The following is an 18,028-nucleotide window of genomic DNA, read 5'->3' as shown; positions in this document are numbered from 1 at the left end:
GCACGCTATTGTACAGCGTTTAATCGGTAAAATGGATCGGCTGAAAGAACAAACTAAAAACACATTAAGGAAATCATCTATGCGGGTTCTTCATCGGCACAGTAAATTTTACCGAATTAGGCGATTACGGCGACAGCGATTACATAGACAAAACTTTTCCAGGGATATCCGATTGGCTAATAAAATAGAAAAACCTTATGTGGTGGTACTGACGGGAGCAGGAATTTCTGCTGAGTCAGGTATTCAAACATTTCGCTCTTCCGATGGCTTGTGGGAAGAACATCGTGTCGAAGATGTTGCGACGCCGGATGGTTTTCAGCGTGATCCTGATCTGGTTCAGGCATTTTATAATGCCCGCCGAAAGCAACTACAGCAATCGGATATCCAGCCTAATGCTGCACATTATGCTCTGGCCGAACTTGAACATGAGCTTGGTGCCCATTTTTTATTAGTGACACAAAATATTGATGATCTGCATGAGCGTGCGGGAAGTCATCGTGTTCTGCATATGCACGGTGAATTACTGAAAGTTCGGTGTTGTCAATCTGGGCAAGTCGTTGAATGGAAGAGTGATCTCACTATGGATGATCGTTGCCATTGTTGCCAGTTCCCGTCCCCATTGCGCCCTCATGTGGTGTGGTTTGGGGAAATGCCATTGAGGATGGAACAGATTTATTCTGCTTTAGCTGATGCCGATATTTTTATTGCTATCGGAACATCGGGCCATGTTTACCCGGCTGCGGGTTTTGTACATGAGGCTAAATTGTCTGGAGCACATACTGTTGAGTTGAATCTTGAACCTAGCCAGGTCGAAAATTTGTTTGATGAAAAACATTATGGTCATGCCAGTAAAATAGTTACGCAATATGTCCAATCCTTGGTCATGCTCCCAATGATTAGATCTTGTGATAAACTCCCTGCTTTTTATTATGGGGTGAGAGATGGCTAAAGTTGATGTGGTTTGTCGTTACTGTCATAAAACAGAAGAGGTTAAAGGGCATGGAAAAGGGCGTACTGGTCATCCCCGCTATCACTGCTATGCCTGCCGTAAAACCTTTCAACTGAATTATGCCTATCAAGCCTGTTATCCCGGCGTGAAAGAGCAAATTATTGATATGGCAGTGAATAACTCCGGTGTCAGGGACACGGCTCGGGTTCTGAAAGTCGGCATTAACACCGTCATTCGCACATTAAAAAACTCACACCAAGACAAGTGACTACGCTGCCGCTTGCGGGCAGTGAGATTCATCTTGTCTGTGAAATAGATGAGCAGTGGTCATTTGTCGGTAATAAGAAAAATCAACGCTGGCTCTGGTATGCCTGGGAGCCGAATAAGAAACGGGTAGTGGCACATGTGTTTGGGGATCGCAGCAGGAAAACATTGAAAAAGCTGCTGGCACTCTTGTCTCCTTTTACTATCCGGTTTTACTGTACAGATGATTATGCCGTTTACGATTGCCTGCCTCAGGAAAAACACCTCACGGGAAAGAAATTTACCCAACGTATCGAGAGAACAAATCTTACGCTTCGTATCCGGATAAAGAGGCTGAATAGAAAAACAATAGGTTATTCCAAATCCGAAGAGATGCATGACAAAGTGGTAGGTACGTTCATTGAACGTGAATACTATATTTCATAACAGATCTAATCATTGGGAGCATGACCCGTTCATTGAACGTGAATACTATATTTCATAACAGATCTAATCATTGGGAGCATGACCCAATCCTTAATTCAGCAGATGAAGGCGGAGAAAAGCTGACTTGACGCAATGCCTACGCTATCCATCTTCTTATAATAAATTCACATGAACCAGGGAGAAGAAGATGGATAGATTATTAGAGCGTTTTTTTAAATATATTGCATTTAATACTCAATCAAAATCATCCGCTAAAACCATTCCCAGTAGTCACGGTCAATTGGATCTTGCTAAGGTATTATACGAGGAGCTGATCCAGCTTGGTTTTGCCGATGTCACTCTCAATGAACGAGGATGTGTTATGGCAACATTGCCATCAAATGTTGCAACGCCAGTTCCTGTCATTGGTTTTATTGCCCACCTCGATACTTCGCCGGATTTTTCCGGTAAGCATGTTAATCCCCAGATTGTGGAAAACTATCGTGGGGGTGATATTGCGTTAGGAATGGGAGATGAAGTGTTGTCACCAGTCATGTTCCCTGCATTACATCGCTTATTAGGAAAAACATTAATTACGACCGATGGGAAGACACTGTTGGGTGCCGATGATAAAGCTGGGATCGCTGAAATCATTACCGCAATGGTGCGCTTAAAACAGGGAAATATTCCACATGGCGATATTCGGATTGCGTTTACGCCAGATGAAGAAATTGGCACGGGAGCACACTATTTTGATATAGAGGCTTTCGGCGCAGAATGGGCTTATACCGTTGATGGGGGAGGTGTGGGGGAATTGGAATTTGAAAATTTCAATGCTGCATCTGTGGTCATCAAGATTGTGGGTAATATGGCTCATCTAGGCAGTGCCAAAGGCGTTATGGTTAACGCATTGACATTAGCTATGCGCATTCATCATGCCTTGCCTGTTGAAGAGACACCTGAACAGACAGAAGGCTATGAAGGTTTTTATCATTTGTATAGCGTGAAAGGTAGCGTTGAGCGTGCCGAGATGCACTACATTATCCGGGATTTTGACAGGGATAATTTTGAAAAGCGCAAAAAAAACCTTATTTCCATTGCGGAAAATATCGGAGAAGGATTGCATCCAGACTGCCACATTGAGCTGGCGATTGATGATGATTATTACAACATGCATAGCGAAGTGATTAAGTATCCACATATTATTGCCATTGCTAAACAAGCAATACTGGATTGTCATATTGAGCCGATAATCCAGCCGATCCGCGGTGGGACCGATGGCGCAGAGTTATCTTATCGTGGCCTTCCTTGTCCGAATATTTTCACCGGCGGATATAATTATCATAGCAAGCACGAATTTATTTCACAGGAAGGCATGGAACAAGCGGTTAATGTGATTATGCGGATTGCTGAATTGACGGTAAGTCACGTACTGCCTGAGTAACACACCGTCATATTTAGAAAACAAGGGGCAATCTATCTTGCCCCTTGGTCTGGATTAATCATAAAAATACCAATAACCGCTATTGACCAAGGCCGTCAGCAGGCTGATAAATCGGACATCATCGATAGCATTGCCCAGAAGTTCAGCATTCACTTTGTCATATTGGCAAAGGGCATCAGTGGCATGAATATGAGGGGTATCCATCAATTCCCCATTGACGAAACATTGATCGCCAACCCGCAGGACGCGCAGGCCACTTAATCGATTTAACTCTTCACCTTGTTTCAGTAAATCATAAATCTCATCGCTCTCATAAGGCGGTTCAGGCGGCGCTAGATCTAATTCGTGGCGCGATTGAGAGATAAATTCACCAAACCAATGTTGGAAAGTTTCTGGTTGTTCCAACAATTCATGCATTATTGAGCGCAGTGTATCCAACTCGTTTGTCTGGATTTGGGCTGGATTATCACGGAATGTCAGTCCAGGATCACTGTAGCGATGGCTTCCCAGCTCGTTTGCCAGAATATAATCAGCAAATCCACTGAATAATTCACGGGCATTGGGTGCGCGGAATCCCACTGAATAGTTCAGTGAATCCTCAATAGCATAGCCTTCGTGTGGGAAACCCGGTGGAATATAGAGTATATCGCCCGGTAACATCTCTTCATCAATAATTGCCTCAAAAGGTTCAACCTGCAATAAATCAGGGTGAGGGCAATGTTGTTTCATGGGAATTTTTTCACCTACCCGCCAGCGTCTGCGCCCTTTTCCTTGAATGATAAAAACATCATATTGGTCAAGGTGTGGGCCGACACCACCGCCGGGTACGGAAAACGAGATCATCAAATCATCCATGCGCCAGTCAGACAGTACACGGAATGGCTTCATAAGTGCAGAAGAGGGGATATGCCAATGGTCAACGGCTTGTACAAGCAAAGACCAGTCTTTTTCGCCTAAATGGTCGTAGGTTTCAAATGGCCCGTGGGAAACTTCCCAGCGCCCATTTTTCTGACTGACCAAACGGCTATCGATTTCATTTTCCATCGCCAGTCCCGCCAGCTCATCGGGGGAAAGGAGATCAATAAACTGATGGAAACCCTGTTTAATCAGCAATGGTCGTTTTTGCCAATGGTTTTGCAAAAACGCTTGCCAGTCCAGATTTAGCTGATAATCCATGGTGACATCCTGAAGTGAGAAGTGAATTTCTCGCTATTATAACGAATAGTCAATGACGATATCAGATTTGGTTGGAATATTTTGAGATTATGCTGGTGGTTATTGTGTGGTGGCCGCATTATGCTGGGCGCGAAATATCACGCTCACTCTGGCGCCGCCAAGTGGACTATCATCAATGCTGATATCACCTGCATATTGTTCGACAATTTCAGACGCTATCGATAAGCCAAGGCCTTGGCCTGATCGTAATGTGTCAGCTCGTAATCCACGCTGAAAAATTATTTTTCGCTTATCAGGGAGAATCCCTAATCCATCATCATCGACAATAATGGTGACGGAATTTTCTCCCATTGTGGCAGTGATTTTGACCAATTTCAGGCAATATTTACAAGCATTATCCAGAATGTTTCCCATCACTTCCAGAAAGTCATTTTTTTCCCCTAGCCATGTCACTTCAGGAGAGACATCGAGCATAATTTTGATGTCCTTATGCTGATATACCTTGGTTAGGGCACTGATTAGGCCATCCAGCAAGATTGGGACAGAAGAAATCTGCCTCAGAAGTAAGCTATGGTCGCTGCGCATATTAGCTCTGTGGAGATAATAGCCGATTTGTTGGGATATCCGGTCAATTTGTTCAAGCATAATGGGCTCAGCTTGTTCAATGGTCAGTTTTTGCGGGGGGCGCAGAGAGCGCAGGGTTGATTGCAATACCGCCAGAGGTGTTTTCAGGCTATGCGTTAAATCCGAGAGTGTCGTGTGATATTTTGCGTAACGTTTACGTTCATTGGATAGCAAGTTGTTTAAATTTCTGATCAGCCCTTTTAATTCAGTGGGCGGATTCTCATCCAGCTCTTTCCTTTCCCCATTTTCTAACGAACTGATCTGGGTAATTAAGGATTTTATTGGCCTCAGGCTCCAGTCAGCGGCAAGCCAGATTAATGGAATGATGAGAAGTAAGTTAGCAATTAGCACATATCCAAACCATTCCCATACTTTTGCTGATTCCTGTACATCTTGTGGAATGGTATCAATGATAACAATAGTCATAGCAGGCAGTTTGTCAGTGGCAGGATAAATATTTACAGCAACTGAGTAGGTTAATAACACATCCTTACTGTTTTCTGCCTTTTTTGCATTATCTTGATTTGGTGTTGCTGTTGCTGTTGAATTATAGAAAAAATCCCCTTTTTCTTTAAAATACGCTTCTAGTGTATATAAGCCATCTTTTTTCAGCCAATCAGGATCAATCATTCTTTCCAATTCAGACACATTATTCTGGCGCCAAAGAATATTCCCGTCATTATCATAGATCAGTGCTAATGAGCGGTAATTCATGGAAAAATCTTTGGGAACAAGGATTTCTAGCTTGTTATTTTTCCATCTGGCCAAGGTAAAAAATAGATTACTTTGGCTACGGAGTATGGAATAACTTGTTTTATCAAAACTGACTAAATATCCGGCGATAGCAACAATGCCATATGATAGTGTCAATGCAAGAATAATAGCAGCCGTAGCCATAAGAAACCGTGTTCTCAAAGAGAAAGGTTTTTCAGAGAACTTAAGCATTATAAGATTTCACATCGAAGCGATACCCTTGACCACGAACAGTGACAATGACCTCTTCCGGCCATTCATTTAATATTTTTTTCCTCAAACGCCCCATTAATACATCAATTGTATGACTCTCGCGTAATTCAGCGTCTGGATACAATTGGCGCATCAGCGTTTCTTTACTAACAACTTTGCCATTATTGCGCATTAAGGTTTCGATAATAATGTATTCAAAGGCGGTTAGCTTAATATTGGTTTCATTGATAGAAAACTCCTTTCTTGAGAGATTAATTAAAAATGGTGATATCTCAACTAATTGTGATGCCAGACCACTATTGCGTCTCATTAATGCTTGTATGCGGGCATTAATTTCTTCCAGATGAAAGGGTTTGGTAACATAATCATCTGCGCCTGCGTTTAGCACATTGACTTTTTCTTGCCAGCTTTCACGAGCGGTGAGAACAAGGACAGGTAAATTAATTTGCTCACTGCGCCAGCGCCGTAACATGCTAAGGCCATCTTCTCCCGGTAACCCTAAATCAACGATAGCAATATCAGGGTGACTCTCTTTAAGATAATAATCTGCTTCTTTAGCATTCTCTGCAGCATCAACTTGATGTCCGATATCCCGTAATTGTACGGTTAAGTGATGGCGAAGTAATGCGTTATCTTCCACGATCAATATCCGCATAATGATTCCTTATGCTAATCAGTAATTAATGTTTATCAAATAAATTTAAAATAGCTAAGTAATCAATTTCGTCAATAAAGATTAAATAAAATTATAGATATATGATTATGAGTAAACTAAGTATAGTAACTATTTAGCTTTTGTTGGTATATTAATGATTGGTGCATTTAAAAACAAATGGTTAGGTTGAAATAGTAAATAAATTTACAAATTATTTAACTTCTATATAAGTTCATATACTCAATAGCATTCAGGTTGCCACGTGGCGGCAGTACGTCTGTTGGGATGACGCATCTGGTGTGAAATTGCAACACAAAGATCGCAAATGGGCGGAATAGAATCCGCCCATTTGTATGGATAAACTCAGGTTATTTTAACTGGTCAACCAGTGAAGTAGCGTATCCAATGTAATTTGCTGGCGTCATGGATTTGAGGCGTTCTTTTTCCGCTTCAGGAAGCTCAAGGCTATCAATAAACGCTTTCATACCTTCAGCATCAACACGTTTACCACGAGTCAGTTGTTTCAGTTTTTCATACGGCTTTTCAATGCCATAACGGCGCATGACCGTCTGGATAGGCTCTGCCAATACTTCCCAATTGCTATCCAGTTCATTCAGTAAGTGCTGTTCATTGACTTCCAGCTTATTTAACCCCTTCATAGTGGATTGATAAGCAATCAATGCATATCCCAGACCTACGCCCAGATTACGCAATACTGTTGAATCTGTCAGGTCACGCTGCCAGCGAGAAACAGGCAGTTTGCTGGCAAGATGTCCCAGAACCGCATTTGCCATGCCCAGATTTCCTTCTGAGTTTTCGAAATCAATTGGATTGACTTTATGTGGCATAGTAGAAGAACCGATTTCTCCGGCAATGGTTTTTTGCTTGAAATGGTTCAAGGCAATGTAACCCCAGACATCGCGATCAAAATCGATGAGGATAGTGTTGAAACGCGCCACACAATCAAACATTTCTGCAATGTAATCATGGGGTTCAATCTGAGTGGTATATGGATTCCACTGAATACCCAAAGAGGTTACAAATGACTCACTAAATTGGTGCCAGTCAACTTGTGGATAGGCTGACAAGTGGGCATTGTAGTTACCAACCGCCCCGTTGATTTTACCCAGAATTTCTACCTGCTCAAGCTGACGGAATTGGCGTTTCATACGATAGGCCACGTTAGCAAATTCCTTGCCGACAGTAGAAGGGGTGGCCGGTTGACCGTGGGTGCGCGATAGCAGAGGCAGATCGCGATAATCATGTGCCATGCATGTGATGGTATCGATTATCTGGCACCATTGAGGTAGCAGAACTTCTTCACGGGCTGTTTTTAGCATCAAGGCATGTGACAGGTTATTAATATCTTCTGATGTGCAGGCAAAATGAATAAATTCTGCAACTTGATGCAGAGCAGGAATATGCGCGACTTTTTCTTTCAGAAAATACTCAACAGCCTTAACGTCGTGATTGGTTGTGCGCTCAATTTCTTTAATACGCAATGCATCCTGCTCATTGAAATTTGCAATAATTTCATCAAGGTAAGCGTTTGCGTTGGCGTCAAAAGCAGGAACTTCTTGGATTTCTGTGGTTGCAGCCAGTTTTTGCAGCCAACGTACTTCGACTTGCACACGGAATTTTAGTAAGCCGAACTCACTAAAAATAGTGCGTAGTGCGCTGACTTTATCGCCGTAACGGCCATCAATTGGAGAAACAGCGGTCAGTGAGGATAATTCCATTGGTAGCAACTCCCGGATTTTATTTAACAATTTATGTTTAACAGCTTTGGTTTAACAGTTTTTAGCTAATGGTCTTTATCTAACAATTAGCAAGGATCTCTTTTGCCTGTCGGATCAGGCGCTGACGCGAAAACATGATTTGCAGGCGGCTACCGCCAACTTGTTGCCATAAAACGGCACTGCGGATACCGGCCAGTAACACAGATCTGACTTTTGCCTGAATCAACGAATTACGTAATACGTCAGGTGAGCCCGTCACCTGAATGCGTGGCCCCAGCGGGCTGATAACATCGACATAAATTCCAGCCAGGGCGTTGAGTATTCCCTCTGACATAGGTTCAAAATAGCTTTGCTGGCGTTCTAATTGTTCAATGCGATTTGCTAATTGATTGACGGTAGATGGATTTTTATTCAATCGACGTTCCAGTGCCATCAAACTCAGCATATAGCGGGTAAGATCAGCAGAAACGCCACTATGTGAACTATTGAACATACCCAACATGGCATCAAGGCCAATACGCAGGTTGCAGGCGTTATTGCCAAAGACATCCAGCGTGGAGGTCGGGTTCATGTTCAGGACACTGTTGAGCATGATCTCAAAAGCATCAGTATCACACTGGCCTTCATGGGCAAGTTTTTGTACCAGGCGCCCTGACTGGCAGATACCTGCCAGAGCCAGTGTAATATCGTAATAATTTTTTTTAGCCACAACTACTCCTGTATACGTTGTTCGATCACACCACCACCGAGACAAACTTCACCTTGATAAAACACGGCTGATTGACCAGGGGTGACAGCGGCAACAGGGCTATCAAAACGAACTTCAATTTTATCTTCGCCCAGAGGGACGACAGTGCAGGGAATATCATGCTGACGGTAGCGTGTTTTGACTACACAGCGCATTTCTGCTTGCAGGGGTTGGCGATTAACCCAATGCAGTTGCTGGGCAATCAAACCGACGGACATCAAGCGAGGATGTTCATGGCCTTGGGCAACAACCAGTATGTTATTTTCGACATCTTTATCAACGACATACCAGGGTTCTTCACTGCCATTTTTCGTTCCCCCAATTCCCAGTCCTTTGCGTTGGCCGAGTGTATGGTACATCAAGCCAGTATGTTGGCCGATGGTTTGCCCATCCACGGTCATAATTGGGCCAGGTTGGGCGGGTAAATAGCGCCCAAGGAAATCACGGAACTTACGCTCACCAATAAAGCAGATGCCCGTCGAATCTTTTTTCTTTGCGGTGACCAGACCAATTTCTTCGGCAATGCGGCGTACTTCGGGTTTTTCCAATTCCCCGACTGGAAACAGGCTTTTGGCAACTTGCTGGTGGCTTAAGGTATATAAGAAATAGCTTTGATCTTTGTTGTCATCCAAGCCACGGAGCAATTGGCTAGTGCCGTTCACATCCCGACGACGGACATAATGTCCGGTTGCGATATAGTCAGCCCCTAAATCCTCTGCGGCGAATTCCAAAAATGCTTTGAATTTGATTTCTTTATTGCAAAGAATGTCCGGATTTGGAGTTCTGCCTGCTTTATATTCGGCAAGAAAATGTTCGAATACATTATCCCAATACTCGGCTGCAAAATTGATGGTATGCAACTCTATGCCCAGTTTGTCACAAACGGCCTGAGCATCGGCAAGATCGGTGGCAGCCGAGCAATACTCTTCACTATCGTCTTCTTCCCAGTTTTTCATGAACAGGCCAGCAACCTGGTAGCCCTGCTGTTGCAGAAGGTAGGCGGAAACGGATGAATCAACACCGCCGGACATGCCGACAATGACTTTTTTCTGGCTGTTATCTGACATGGATATATCTCACTGCGGAAAAAAACAAACGCAATACTTTAGCACGTTGGCAACCAAGGTGCACCAAACGTCTTCATTTGGCGAAAGGTGAACCATAATAATCCAGTATCGATAGTGGATAAGCTTTGTGCTTCAGGTAGCAAAGAAGACTTTCGGCAACCAAGGGAGAGCGTAACTGTGAACTATTAAGGATTTCTTCCGCACTTAACCAGTGACAGCAATGGATATCGTTATCTTGTGGATTGGTGTCCAGAATTTTTTCCATTTCAACCAAGAATAGAAAACGAATAAATGGTGTCCCATCCGGTGCAACCCATTGGTGCAATTTTAAAAATGCTTGTGGTTGCGCACGAATCCCAGTTTCTTCCCATAATTCCCGTTCAGCGGCTTCCAGTAATGTTTCATTCTCTTCAAGATGGCCTGCGGGTTGATTCCACAGAGGCTTGCCGTTGATCAACTCTTCTACAACTAAAAACTTATTTTCTGCATGAACAATGCAGGCAACCGTGACATGTGGACTAAACAAGATTAATTTCTCTCCATTCTCCAGGGGATAGTGAGTCTAATTGCATCGAACCCATACTAAAACGGATTAGGCGCAGTGTAGGATAACCCACATGAGCGGTCATCCTACGTACTTGCCGATTGCGTCCTTCATATAATGTAATTTTAAGCCAACTGACCGGAATGCTTTTTCGTTCCCGGATAGGAGGTGTTCTCTCCCAGAGCCATGCCGGCTCTTCTGCTAATTCAGCTCCGGCGGGCAAGGTCGGGCCATCTTTCAATAAAACGCCGCTACGAAGTTTATTCAGAGCCGTTTCATCAGGAATGCCCTCGACTTGAACATAATAAACTTTAGCGGCTTTTTTATCGGGTTGAGTTAATCTGGCCTGCAATTTGCCATCATTGGTCAACACCAGCAAACCTTCACTATCACGATCCAGACGACCGGCGGCATAGACATCAGTAAACGGGATAAAATCTTTTAACGTTGTTCTTCCCATTTCATCGGTAAATTGGGGTAAGACATCATAAGGTTTGTTAAAAATCAACACCCGACGAGGGCCGATTGGTTTTTTTATGGTTCTGTTATTTTTTCTCTGGCTGAATCGGTTAAGTTGGCGTTTTTTAAAAGAGATATTTGTCATGATAAGCCATCGTTAAAAATTAGGGTGCGTATTATACCTTAAATCTGTGACCGTTGGCGTTTGCAGAATATTCAAGTAGTATTGACACGTCCCTTACAAAAAATTAACAAGGCATTGCGCTTATTTGAAAGGAGAGGTTAATGGAAAGCAAAGTAGTTGTTCCGGCGGAAGGTAAAAAAATTACGATTGATGCCAAAGGTAAATTAAGTGTTCCGAATAACCCTATTATCCCTTATATCGAAGGGGATGGCATTGGTGTTGATGTTACGCCGGTCATGCTAAAAGTTGTTGATGCTGCGGTTCAGAAAGCGTATAGCGGTGAACGCAAAATTTCCTGGATGGAAATCTACACAGGTGAGAAATCCACACATGTCTATGGTAAAGATGTTTGGTTACCAGATGAAACGCTGGATTTGATCCGTGAATACCGTGTTGCTATCAAAGGCCCTCTGACAACACCAGTAGGTGGTGGTATCCGTTCGCTGAACGTTGCACTGCGTCAGCAATTGGATCTGTATGTCTGCCTGCGTCCGGTTCGTTACTACCAAGGTACGCCAAGCCCTGTTAAGCAGCCTGAATTGACCGATATGGTTATTTTCCGCGAAAACGCAGAAGACATTTATGCGGGTATTGAGTGGAAAGCAGGTTCAGCGGAAGCGGACAAAGTGATTAAATTCCTGCAAGATGAAATGGGTGTTAGTAAGATCCGTTTCCCTCAACAGTGTGGTATTGGTGTAAAACCTTGCTCAGAAGAAGGTACTAAACGTTTAGTACGTGCCGCGATTGAATATGCCATTGATAATGACCGTGAATCAGTCACTCTGGTTCATAAAGGCAATATCATGAAATTTACCGAAGGTGCTTTCAAAGACTGGGGTTATGAACTTGCTCGCACTGAGTTCGGCGGAGAATTGTTGGATGGTGGTCCGTGGGTTAAGATCAAGAATCCTAAAAATGGCAAAGATATCATCATTAAGGATGTCATTGCAGATGCTTTCTTGCAACAGATCCTGCTGCGTCCGGCTGAGTATGATGTTATCGCTTGTATGAACCTGAATGGTGATTACATTTCTGATGCCCTGGCTGCACAGGTAGGTGGCATCGGTATTGCTCCAGGTGCAAACATTGGTGACGAGTGCGCATTGTTCGAAGCAACACACGGTACTGCGCCTAAGTATGCAGGTCAGGATAAAGTCAATCCTGGTTCGGTGATCCTTTCCGCTGAAATGATGTTACGCCACATGGGATGGTTCGAAGCCGCAGATCTAATCGTTAAGGGGATGGAAGGTTCAATTGCTGCTAAGACTGTCACATACGATTTTGAGCGCCTGATGGAAGGTGCTAAACTACTGAAATGTAGCGAGTTCGGTGATGCTATTATTTCTCATATGTAATAGTCACTGATTAAAATAGATAACGGGGGCTTAATGGTTCCCGTTGTTCTTAAGCTTACCAAAATTCTTCTGCAAAACTGGTTATAATTTGACCATTATTTCACCGCCAAAATAATCCAATCTTTACCTCTATCATTATGGTATTTGTCTGTCATTGCTTGGCTCTTATGTCCTAATAATGTTTTCGTATCTATTCCCTGTTCACGGTAGGGTAGCAACAGGTAGGCTATACTGATTTATAAATCATCTGATCATGGTGTGCTTATGTGGAATAGTTATCCCCAGAGAGGAAATATGCAGTTATTAACGAATTTCCTATCGCCAATAGATGCTCACATTGTCTTGGGCAGAATGTTATCAGAAGATATTTATGCAGTTGTGATAGATGAAGACATTGTATGGAATAACTATATGTATTCCCAGGCATTTGGTGGTGTTAAACTGCTTGTCCACTATGCTGATATAGAACGTGCAAAAGTGATACTTGCTGAAATTGAGGATAATAAGTTATTGTCAGATCAAGCAGAGCCTAATCAGGACAATGAGAAAAAATTATCGTTTCAATATCATTTTTTTGAATTAATAAATACTCTTTTAGTACTTATGTTATCTTTAATATTCGGCATAGCATTACCGTTAAAAAGCTGAAATTAAATCCCTTTCGGATGGTTTGATTTAAATAAATTCAAATCTGATAACGGATAATCAGTCGGTGCTGCTTTTTTTCACAGTCATGTTTCTATCCGGCTCAGCCTCATTGACAACAAGGCTAATGAAAATAGAGCGACAACATAAGTAAGTCGCTCTACAGAAGTCTATTTTGTACTATCAGATAAAGCCTGTTTTGTTTGTACTTTACATGCTTCAACAGATTTATCCAGTGATTCGTCAAAATGACGCGTGCTTGGGAAGATTTGTTTATTTTTTCTGACTTCTGTGACAGTTTGTTTGATAGATGTAATAAATTCATCCTTGTTGCTATGGATCTCTTTAAGATCAAATCCCTTACCAGCTAATTCATTGAACGCCTTTTGTGCTATCGTGTCGGGTGAGTCATGAGTTTTAAATGCTTCTATAGAGGCTTTCCCGAACAAATTACAATAAGTTTCTGCGGTCTTATCTGCATTAGCATGTACGGCATATGAGAAGAATAGGGTAAGGAAAATTGGCAATAAAAGACGTTTCATAATTTCCTCTTGATCGACTATATCACGATAGTGGTGACAACTTTAACAGGAACGACAACATTAACAATAGTACATAATTCAACGCTTGTGCCGAATCTCAGCGGATAGCAATTTTAAGTGAGGAGATGATTATTAAGGTTTCTGCTCTATGCATTTTCCTCTTTTGCATACTGCATGGAGTGACTTAATAGGATCATTGTTTCCATTTATATAGATACGGGTGAGAAGTTTGACATTTTTCTTGGTAATTTTGAGTGCATCGACTTCAAGATAATTTCCAGAACCCGCTGTAAGTTTGGAAACAATGAGCTCTTTGGTGCCATCGCCATCAATATCGGCAAATTTGATCCTTGGAGTGCCATTATCTTCAAATACTGAGCCGTCACGTTCAAAGACACCTCCAGTTTCAAATTCTATGAGATCTTTATCCTTAAAAATGGCAATGGAATAGCTGCCAGATGATGCATTTTCCAGATCGCCTTCGGACAGAATGGCAAATCGTTTATCAGGTAATTTAATCAATTTACCTTCTCTTGCGTTAGCCGGTGTTGATAACATTAGCGTAATTAGAGTAGGAATAACAATAACTTTCATTATATTATTTATGCACATAAGCAATTCTCCGCCGTCTACTGTCTTGTTTTAACAAATGTATGGGGATGATTTATATCGTAGCACGAATTTGGGTAAACCATATTCCTAAAGGAAAGGACAGCTTGATACCTATTTAGTATTGAGTATATAGATATTAAGGATGATATAGCTATTGAGAATATAATGTTAAACCCTAAAAATAAAATATTAGATTATCTTATTGTTTTATGTTTAAGGGAAAATGCGTTCTTTATGACAGAGAGTAAGATAATAATTTGTAACAAAAGCTATTTTTTATTGTGATGACTGAATTTTATTCAGATGACGGTTATGGTGTTAGCATCAACGGGAGTGATAGCTCCCGTTTTTTATTTATGGCTTTAGCCAGTTTAAATCGCGTTAGCGTCTTAAACATAAAACCACCCGCTTTGCGGGTGGAGTTCAAAGGTTATACCAAGAAAAACACCTTTCCGTTACGATATAGATGTTCAAGCTAATATTCGTAACTCAAATAAGGAAAGGTGTTTATGGGCATTAAAGCACAAAGCTCAGCGCATACAAAGTGGCTGTGTAAATACCATATCGTCTTTTCGCCGAAATATAGACGGAAAGTGATTTTTAATAATATTCGTTCAAGTGTGGGAGAGATCCTCAGAGACCTTTGTAAGTATAAAGGTGTGGAAATAATCGAAGGTCATCTCATGCCAGATCATGTTCATATGTTGGTGAGTATTCCACCAAAGCTAAGCGTTTCAAGCTTTATGGGATATTTGAAGGGTAAAAGTTCGTTGATGATCTTTGATAGACACGCCAATTTAAAATATAAATTTGGCAACAGAAAGTTTTGGGCGGAAGGGTTCTATGTCAGTACGGTAGGGCTAAATGAAGCGACAATTCAAAAGTATATCAGAGAGCAAGAAAAGTCGGATTTAATCTCGGATAAATTGAGTAGTAAAGAGCATGTAGACCCCTTCAAGGGGTAGGCCAAAGCAGCAAAGACACTTAGCTTGAACGAAGAGAAAGCAGCGTCATTTAGGCGCAGTCGGTAACAAGCCCTTATAGGGCAAGAGCAAACCACCCGTTATACGGGTGGTTATGATTAACTTCGATATATATTAAGCTCTACGTACTATTTTTTTCTATTTTTTCCACAATCTTATTGTATTCTTTCCAAACAACAGATACTGGCGAGCTCAGACAGCAGATAGAGATTGAACCACCAGTTGCAGGATGATACTCATACTTTGATTTTCCTCTGTAAACTCTCTTGGGCAGTATGTTGTCTGCGGGATTCTTTCTTTTTCGCTCTAACATCAATTATAACCTCACTTTCAGATTATCTGATGACCAGATAGTGGATTATTAACATATTACTAACCTGTTATTGTTGTTTCCTGTTGTAAAAATAACAACTGAAAATTTTAATATGCAATGGTGGCTTTTTCCAACTATCACAGTATTAAAATTTAATAATCTCATTTTAAGTGAAATATTACTGTATGTTTCCGTAGATATTAGAAAATTCAATATTAAATTTTGTAATTACCCAAATTTTTTTAATGAATTTGGTTATTACTACATTAGTGATATGGCAGTGCGTGATTATCTAAATCTGTTCTGTGTATTTTGTTTGGTATGACATCAATAACTTCCAATTAACATATGCTCTATATATCGTGGGCATTGGACATAGGTATTAGATTGACGCTGTTTTTGATAGGTTGTATTTTGGTTGCTAACAGGTTTCGTGTTTTGAGTCCAATTGTTAATTTGTTTATGTTTCTTACTTATATATGGGAAGAAAATGATTGCGCATTTTTTGTTCTAAAAATAGGGTTAAATGGCTTGAAATCAGAAATTAAGCGTTTATGGATAACAAGATAAATGTTCAATAACGCTAAAGTAAATGTAAAAATTTCATTAAAAGTTACCCATTGAAATAAATATTGTGTTACATTCTTTCCGCTTTAATGGCTTGTATCCCTGTATTTTTCGTATACAGAATTATGTTGCTTGTTAATTATAAAAGGAATTAAGCACAATAAAATTTCGCCGAATACGGCACTATGGTCAGCTAATGTTTGCTAATTAGTAAGGGGAAAATATCTTGACGGATCTGATTAACTTCATTAACAACATTCTTTGGGACTATGTATTGATATACCTTCTCCTTGGGGTTGGTCTTTACTTCACACTGCGTTCTGGTTTTATACAACTTCGCCACTTTGGTCACATGTTTTCAGTTCTGAAAAATAGTAATAAGTCGGATGATTCTGGCATTTCATCTTTTCAGGCCTTGTGTACCAGCCTTGCTGCTCGTGTAGGAACCGGTAACTTAGCAGGAGTTGCCATTGCAATTACTGCCGGTGGACCAGGGGCTGTTTTCTGGATGTGGGTCGTGGCATTTATTGGTATGGCGACTGCCTTTGTAGAAAGCACGCTTGCCCAGTTGTACAAGACGAAAGACGATCAAGGAAATTATCGCGGTGGCCCGGCTTATTATATGGAAAGAGGGTTGAAGAAGCGATGGATGGGAATTCTGTTTTCATTCTTCCTTATTATCGCGTTTGGTCTTGTATTTAATGCTGTTCAGGCAAACTCAATTGCGGAAGCGGCTGCCTTTGCTTTTAATATCAAACCAATTTATGTCGGTATCGCATTAGTCATTATCAGTGGTGTAATTATTTTCGGCGGGCTGCGTTCTATCGCTCGGGTAGCGGAATTGGTTGTACCATTTATGGCGATTGCTTATTTTATTCTGGCGCTTTGGGTTGTTGGTCACAATATTGAACATATCCCAGCGGTATTTGCACTGGTTATCAAGAGTGCCTTTGGCATTCAGGAGGCGATAGCGGGAACATTAGGCTACGGCATTTCCCAGGCAATGCTTCAGGGGGTTCAACGCGGATTATTCTCGAATGAAGCGGGGATGGGTTCTGCGCCAAATGCGGCAGCATCAGCTTCTCCATATCCACCACATCCAGCCTCTCAGGGGTATGTGCAGATGTTGGGGGTATTTATGGATACCATCGTTATCTGTAGTGCGACGGCTATGATTATCCTCTCTTCTGGTGTTCTTAACGAAAATGTTACTGCAATCAGTGGGATTGAATTAACTCAGAGAGCATTGTCATCCGCTGTTGGGCATTGGGGAACGATGTTTGTTGCGATTGCTATTTTCTTCTTTGCCTTTACGTCGATTATTGCCAATTACGCTTATGCTGAAAGCAATATGATATTCCTGGAACGTAACCATACTGCTGGCTTATTTATTCTGCGGTTGGCTGCATTGGGTATGGTAATGTTTGGTACATTGGCGGATGTGCCTCTGGTTTGGAATATGGCTAACCTATCAATGGCGTGTATGGCTATTGTTAACTTGATTGCCATACTTATGTTGTCAGGTATCGCGATGAAACTGGCGAAAGATTATAACCAGCAGAGAAAATCAGGCAAATTACCGACATTCAATATTAACAGCTACCCAGAGCTCCAACAGCAAGTTGAAAAAGGTATTTGGGATAATGATGCACCGCATAACGGCGAGAAGAGTAATTGCTGATACTGAAATGTCTATATAGTCTATCTATAGGATATCAGTAACAAAAGATAGCTCGTATCAAGTAACTTTATTAGCCAGCTATTCGTTCGTTCCGCGAATAGCTGGC

The 18,028-nt window shown here is 41.6% G+C and carries 17 protein-coding genes and 1 pseudogene; 7 read left to right on the top strand and 11 right to left on the bottom strand.

Features of this window, described 5'->3' with window-relative positions:
• Positions 1–79: 79 nt before the first annotated feature.
• The 3 genes from cobB to pepT all read left to right on the top strand — a co-directional run bounded on the left by cobB (position 80) and on the right by pepT (position 3,062).
• The gene (gene cobB, locus ACE1SE_RS11135) at positions 80–949 is read left to right on the top strand and encodes a Sir2 family NAD+-dependent deacetylase (protein ID WP_374050952.1); all 870 of its coding nucleotides are present in this window, start codon (positions 80–82) and stop codon (positions 947–949) included.
• A protein-coding gene (locus tag ACE1SE_RS11130) for an IS1 family transposase (RefSeq protein WP_374050839.1) occupies positions 942–1,639 on the top strand; the annotation gives its coding sequence in 2 pieces (ribosomal slippage) (positions 942–1,191 and positions 1,191–1,639; 699 coding nt in all). Before cobB ends, ACE1SE_RS11130 begins: the two co-directional genes overlap by 8 nt.
• Before the next feature lie 187 nt (positions 1,640–1,826).
• Positions 1,827–3,062, top strand: coding sequence for a peptidase T (gene pepT / locus ACE1SE_RS11125; protein WP_374050951.1), 1,236 nt, complete (start codon positions 1,827–1,829; stop codon positions 3,060–3,062).
• 54 nt (positions 3,063–3,116) lie between these two features.
• Here pepT and ACE1SE_RS11120 read toward each other — a convergent pair whose 3' ends face one another.
• The 8 genes from ACE1SE_RS11120 to rluE form a co-directional block, all read right to left on the bottom strand.
• The gene (locus ACE1SE_RS11120; RefSeq protein ID WP_374050950.1) at positions 3,117–4,238 is read right to left on the bottom strand and encodes a ribosomal protein uL16 3-hydroxylase; all 1,122 of its coding nucleotides are present in this window, start codon (positions 4,236–4,238) and stop codon (positions 3,117–3,119) included.
• 99 nt (positions 4,239–4,337) lie between these two features.
• Positions 4,338–5,807 (bottom strand): two-component system sensor histidine kinase PhoQ, encoded by a 1,470-nt coding sequence (phoQ, locus tag ACE1SE_RS11115; RefSeq protein WP_374050949.1) that lies wholly within the window; start codon positions 5,805–5,807, stop codon positions 4,338–4,340.
• Entirely contained in the window at positions 5,800–6,483 is a 684-nt protein-coding gene (gene phoP / locus ACE1SE_RS11110) for a two-component system response regulator PhoP (RefSeq protein WP_099131394.1), read from the bottom strand. Before phoP ends, phoQ begins: the two co-directional genes overlap by 8 nt.
• A gap of 368 nt (positions 6,484–6,851) precedes the next feature.
• Positions 6,852–8,222 carry an adenylosuccinate lyase gene (gene purB / locus ACE1SE_RS11105; RefSeq protein WP_374050948.1) on the bottom strand — a complete coding sequence of 457 codons (1,371 nt, stop codon included), beginning with the start codon at positions 8,220–8,222 and terminating at the stop codon, positions 6,852–6,854.
• Positions 8,223–8,301: 79 nt separating this feature from the next.
• The gene (gene hflD, locus ACE1SE_RS11100; RefSeq protein ID WP_374050947.1) at positions 8,302–8,931 is read right to left on the bottom strand and encodes a high frequency lysogenization protein HflD; all 630 of its coding nucleotides are present in this window, start codon (positions 8,929–8,931) and stop codon (positions 8,302–8,304) included.
• 2 nt (positions 8,932–8,933) lie between these two features.
• The gene (gene mnmA / locus ACE1SE_RS11095) at positions 8,934–10,037 is read right to left on the bottom strand and encodes a tRNA 2-thiouridine(34) synthase MnmA (protein WP_374050946.1); all 1,104 of its coding nucleotides are present in this window, start codon (positions 10,035–10,037) and stop codon (positions 8,934–8,936) included.
• 73 nt (positions 10,038–10,110) lie between these two features.
• A complete protein-coding gene (locus ACE1SE_RS11090; protein WP_374050945.1) occupies positions 10,111–10,563 on the bottom strand; it encodes an NUDIX hydrolase in 453 nt (150 codons plus the stop codon).
• Positions 10,556–11,185, bottom strand: coding sequence for a 23S rRNA pseudouridine(2457) synthase RluE (rluE, locus tag ACE1SE_RS11085; RefSeq protein ID WP_374050944.1), 630 nt, complete (start codon positions 11,183–11,185; stop codon positions 10,556–10,558). Before rluE ends, ACE1SE_RS11090 begins: the two co-directional genes overlap by 8 nt.
• A 140-nt stretch (positions 11,186–11,325) precedes the next feature.
• Between rluE and icd the strand changes: the two genes are divergently transcribed.
• The gene (gene icd / locus ACE1SE_RS11080; RefSeq protein ID WP_374050943.1) at positions 11,326–12,579 is read left to right on the top strand and encodes an NADP-dependent isocitrate dehydrogenase; all 1,254 of its coding nucleotides are present in this window, start codon (positions 11,326–11,328) and stop codon (positions 12,577–12,579) included.
• Between the two features lie 95 nt (positions 12,580–12,674).
• On the opposite strand, the pseudogene ACE1SE_RS11075 reads toward icd, so the two are convergent.
• Positions 12,675–12,788, bottom strand: a pseudogene (locus tag ACE1SE_RS11075) (hypothetical protein); the annotation flags it as partial.
• An 85-nt stretch (positions 12,789–12,873) separates the two neighbouring features.
• Here ACE1SE_RS11075 and ACE1SE_RS11070 point away from each other — a divergent pair.
• Positions 12,874–13,227 (top strand): putative signal transducing protein, encoded by a 354-nt coding sequence (locus tag ACE1SE_RS11070; protein WP_374050942.1) that lies wholly within the window; start codon positions 12,874–12,876, stop codon positions 13,225–13,227.
• Between the two features lie 167 nt (positions 13,228–13,394).
• On the opposite strand, the gene ACE1SE_RS11065 is transcribed toward ACE1SE_RS11070, so the two are convergent.
• Both ACE1SE_RS11065 and ACE1SE_RS11060 read right to left on the bottom strand, forming a co-directional pair.
• Positions 13,395–13,766, bottom strand: coding sequence for an SAF domain-containing protein (locus ACE1SE_RS11065; RefSeq protein ID WP_374050941.1), 372 nt, complete (start codon positions 13,764–13,766; stop codon positions 13,395–13,397).
• 132 nt (positions 13,767–13,898) lie between these two features.
• Positions 13,899–14,378: a PliI family lysozyme inhibitor of I-type lysozyme gene (locus ACE1SE_RS11060; protein ID WP_374050940.1), complete on the bottom strand. Its 480-nt coding sequence runs from the start codon at positions 14,376–14,378 to the stop codon at positions 13,899–13,901.
• Positions 14,379–14,887: 509 nt separating this feature from the next.
• Between ACE1SE_RS11060 and tnpA the strand changes: the two genes are divergently transcribed.
• On the top strand, positions 14,888–15,343 hold the full coding sequence (gene tnpA / locus ACE1SE_RS11055) for an IS200/IS605 family transposase (RefSeq protein ID WP_099118097.1): 456 nt from the start codon (positions 14,888–14,890) through the stop codon (positions 15,341–15,343).
• Positions 15,344–16,467: 1,124 nt separating this feature from the next.
• On the top strand, positions 16,468–17,922 hold the full coding sequence (locus tag ACE1SE_RS11050; RefSeq protein WP_374050939.1) for an alanine/glycine:cation symporter family protein: 1,455 nt from the start codon (positions 16,468–16,470) through the stop codon (positions 17,920–17,922).
• The last annotated feature ends 106 nt before the right edge of the window (positions 17,923–18,028 follow it).

It is taken from the genome of Xenorhabdus taiwanensis (assembly GCF_036512875.1).
Taxonomy (GTDB): Bacteria; Pseudomonadota; Gammaproteobacteria; order Enterobacterales; family Enterobacteriaceae; genus Xenorhabdus; species Xenorhabdus taiwanensis.
The sequence above is the reverse complement of the archived record's forward strand: the minus strand, read 5'-3'. Positions and strand labels throughout refer to the sequence as shown.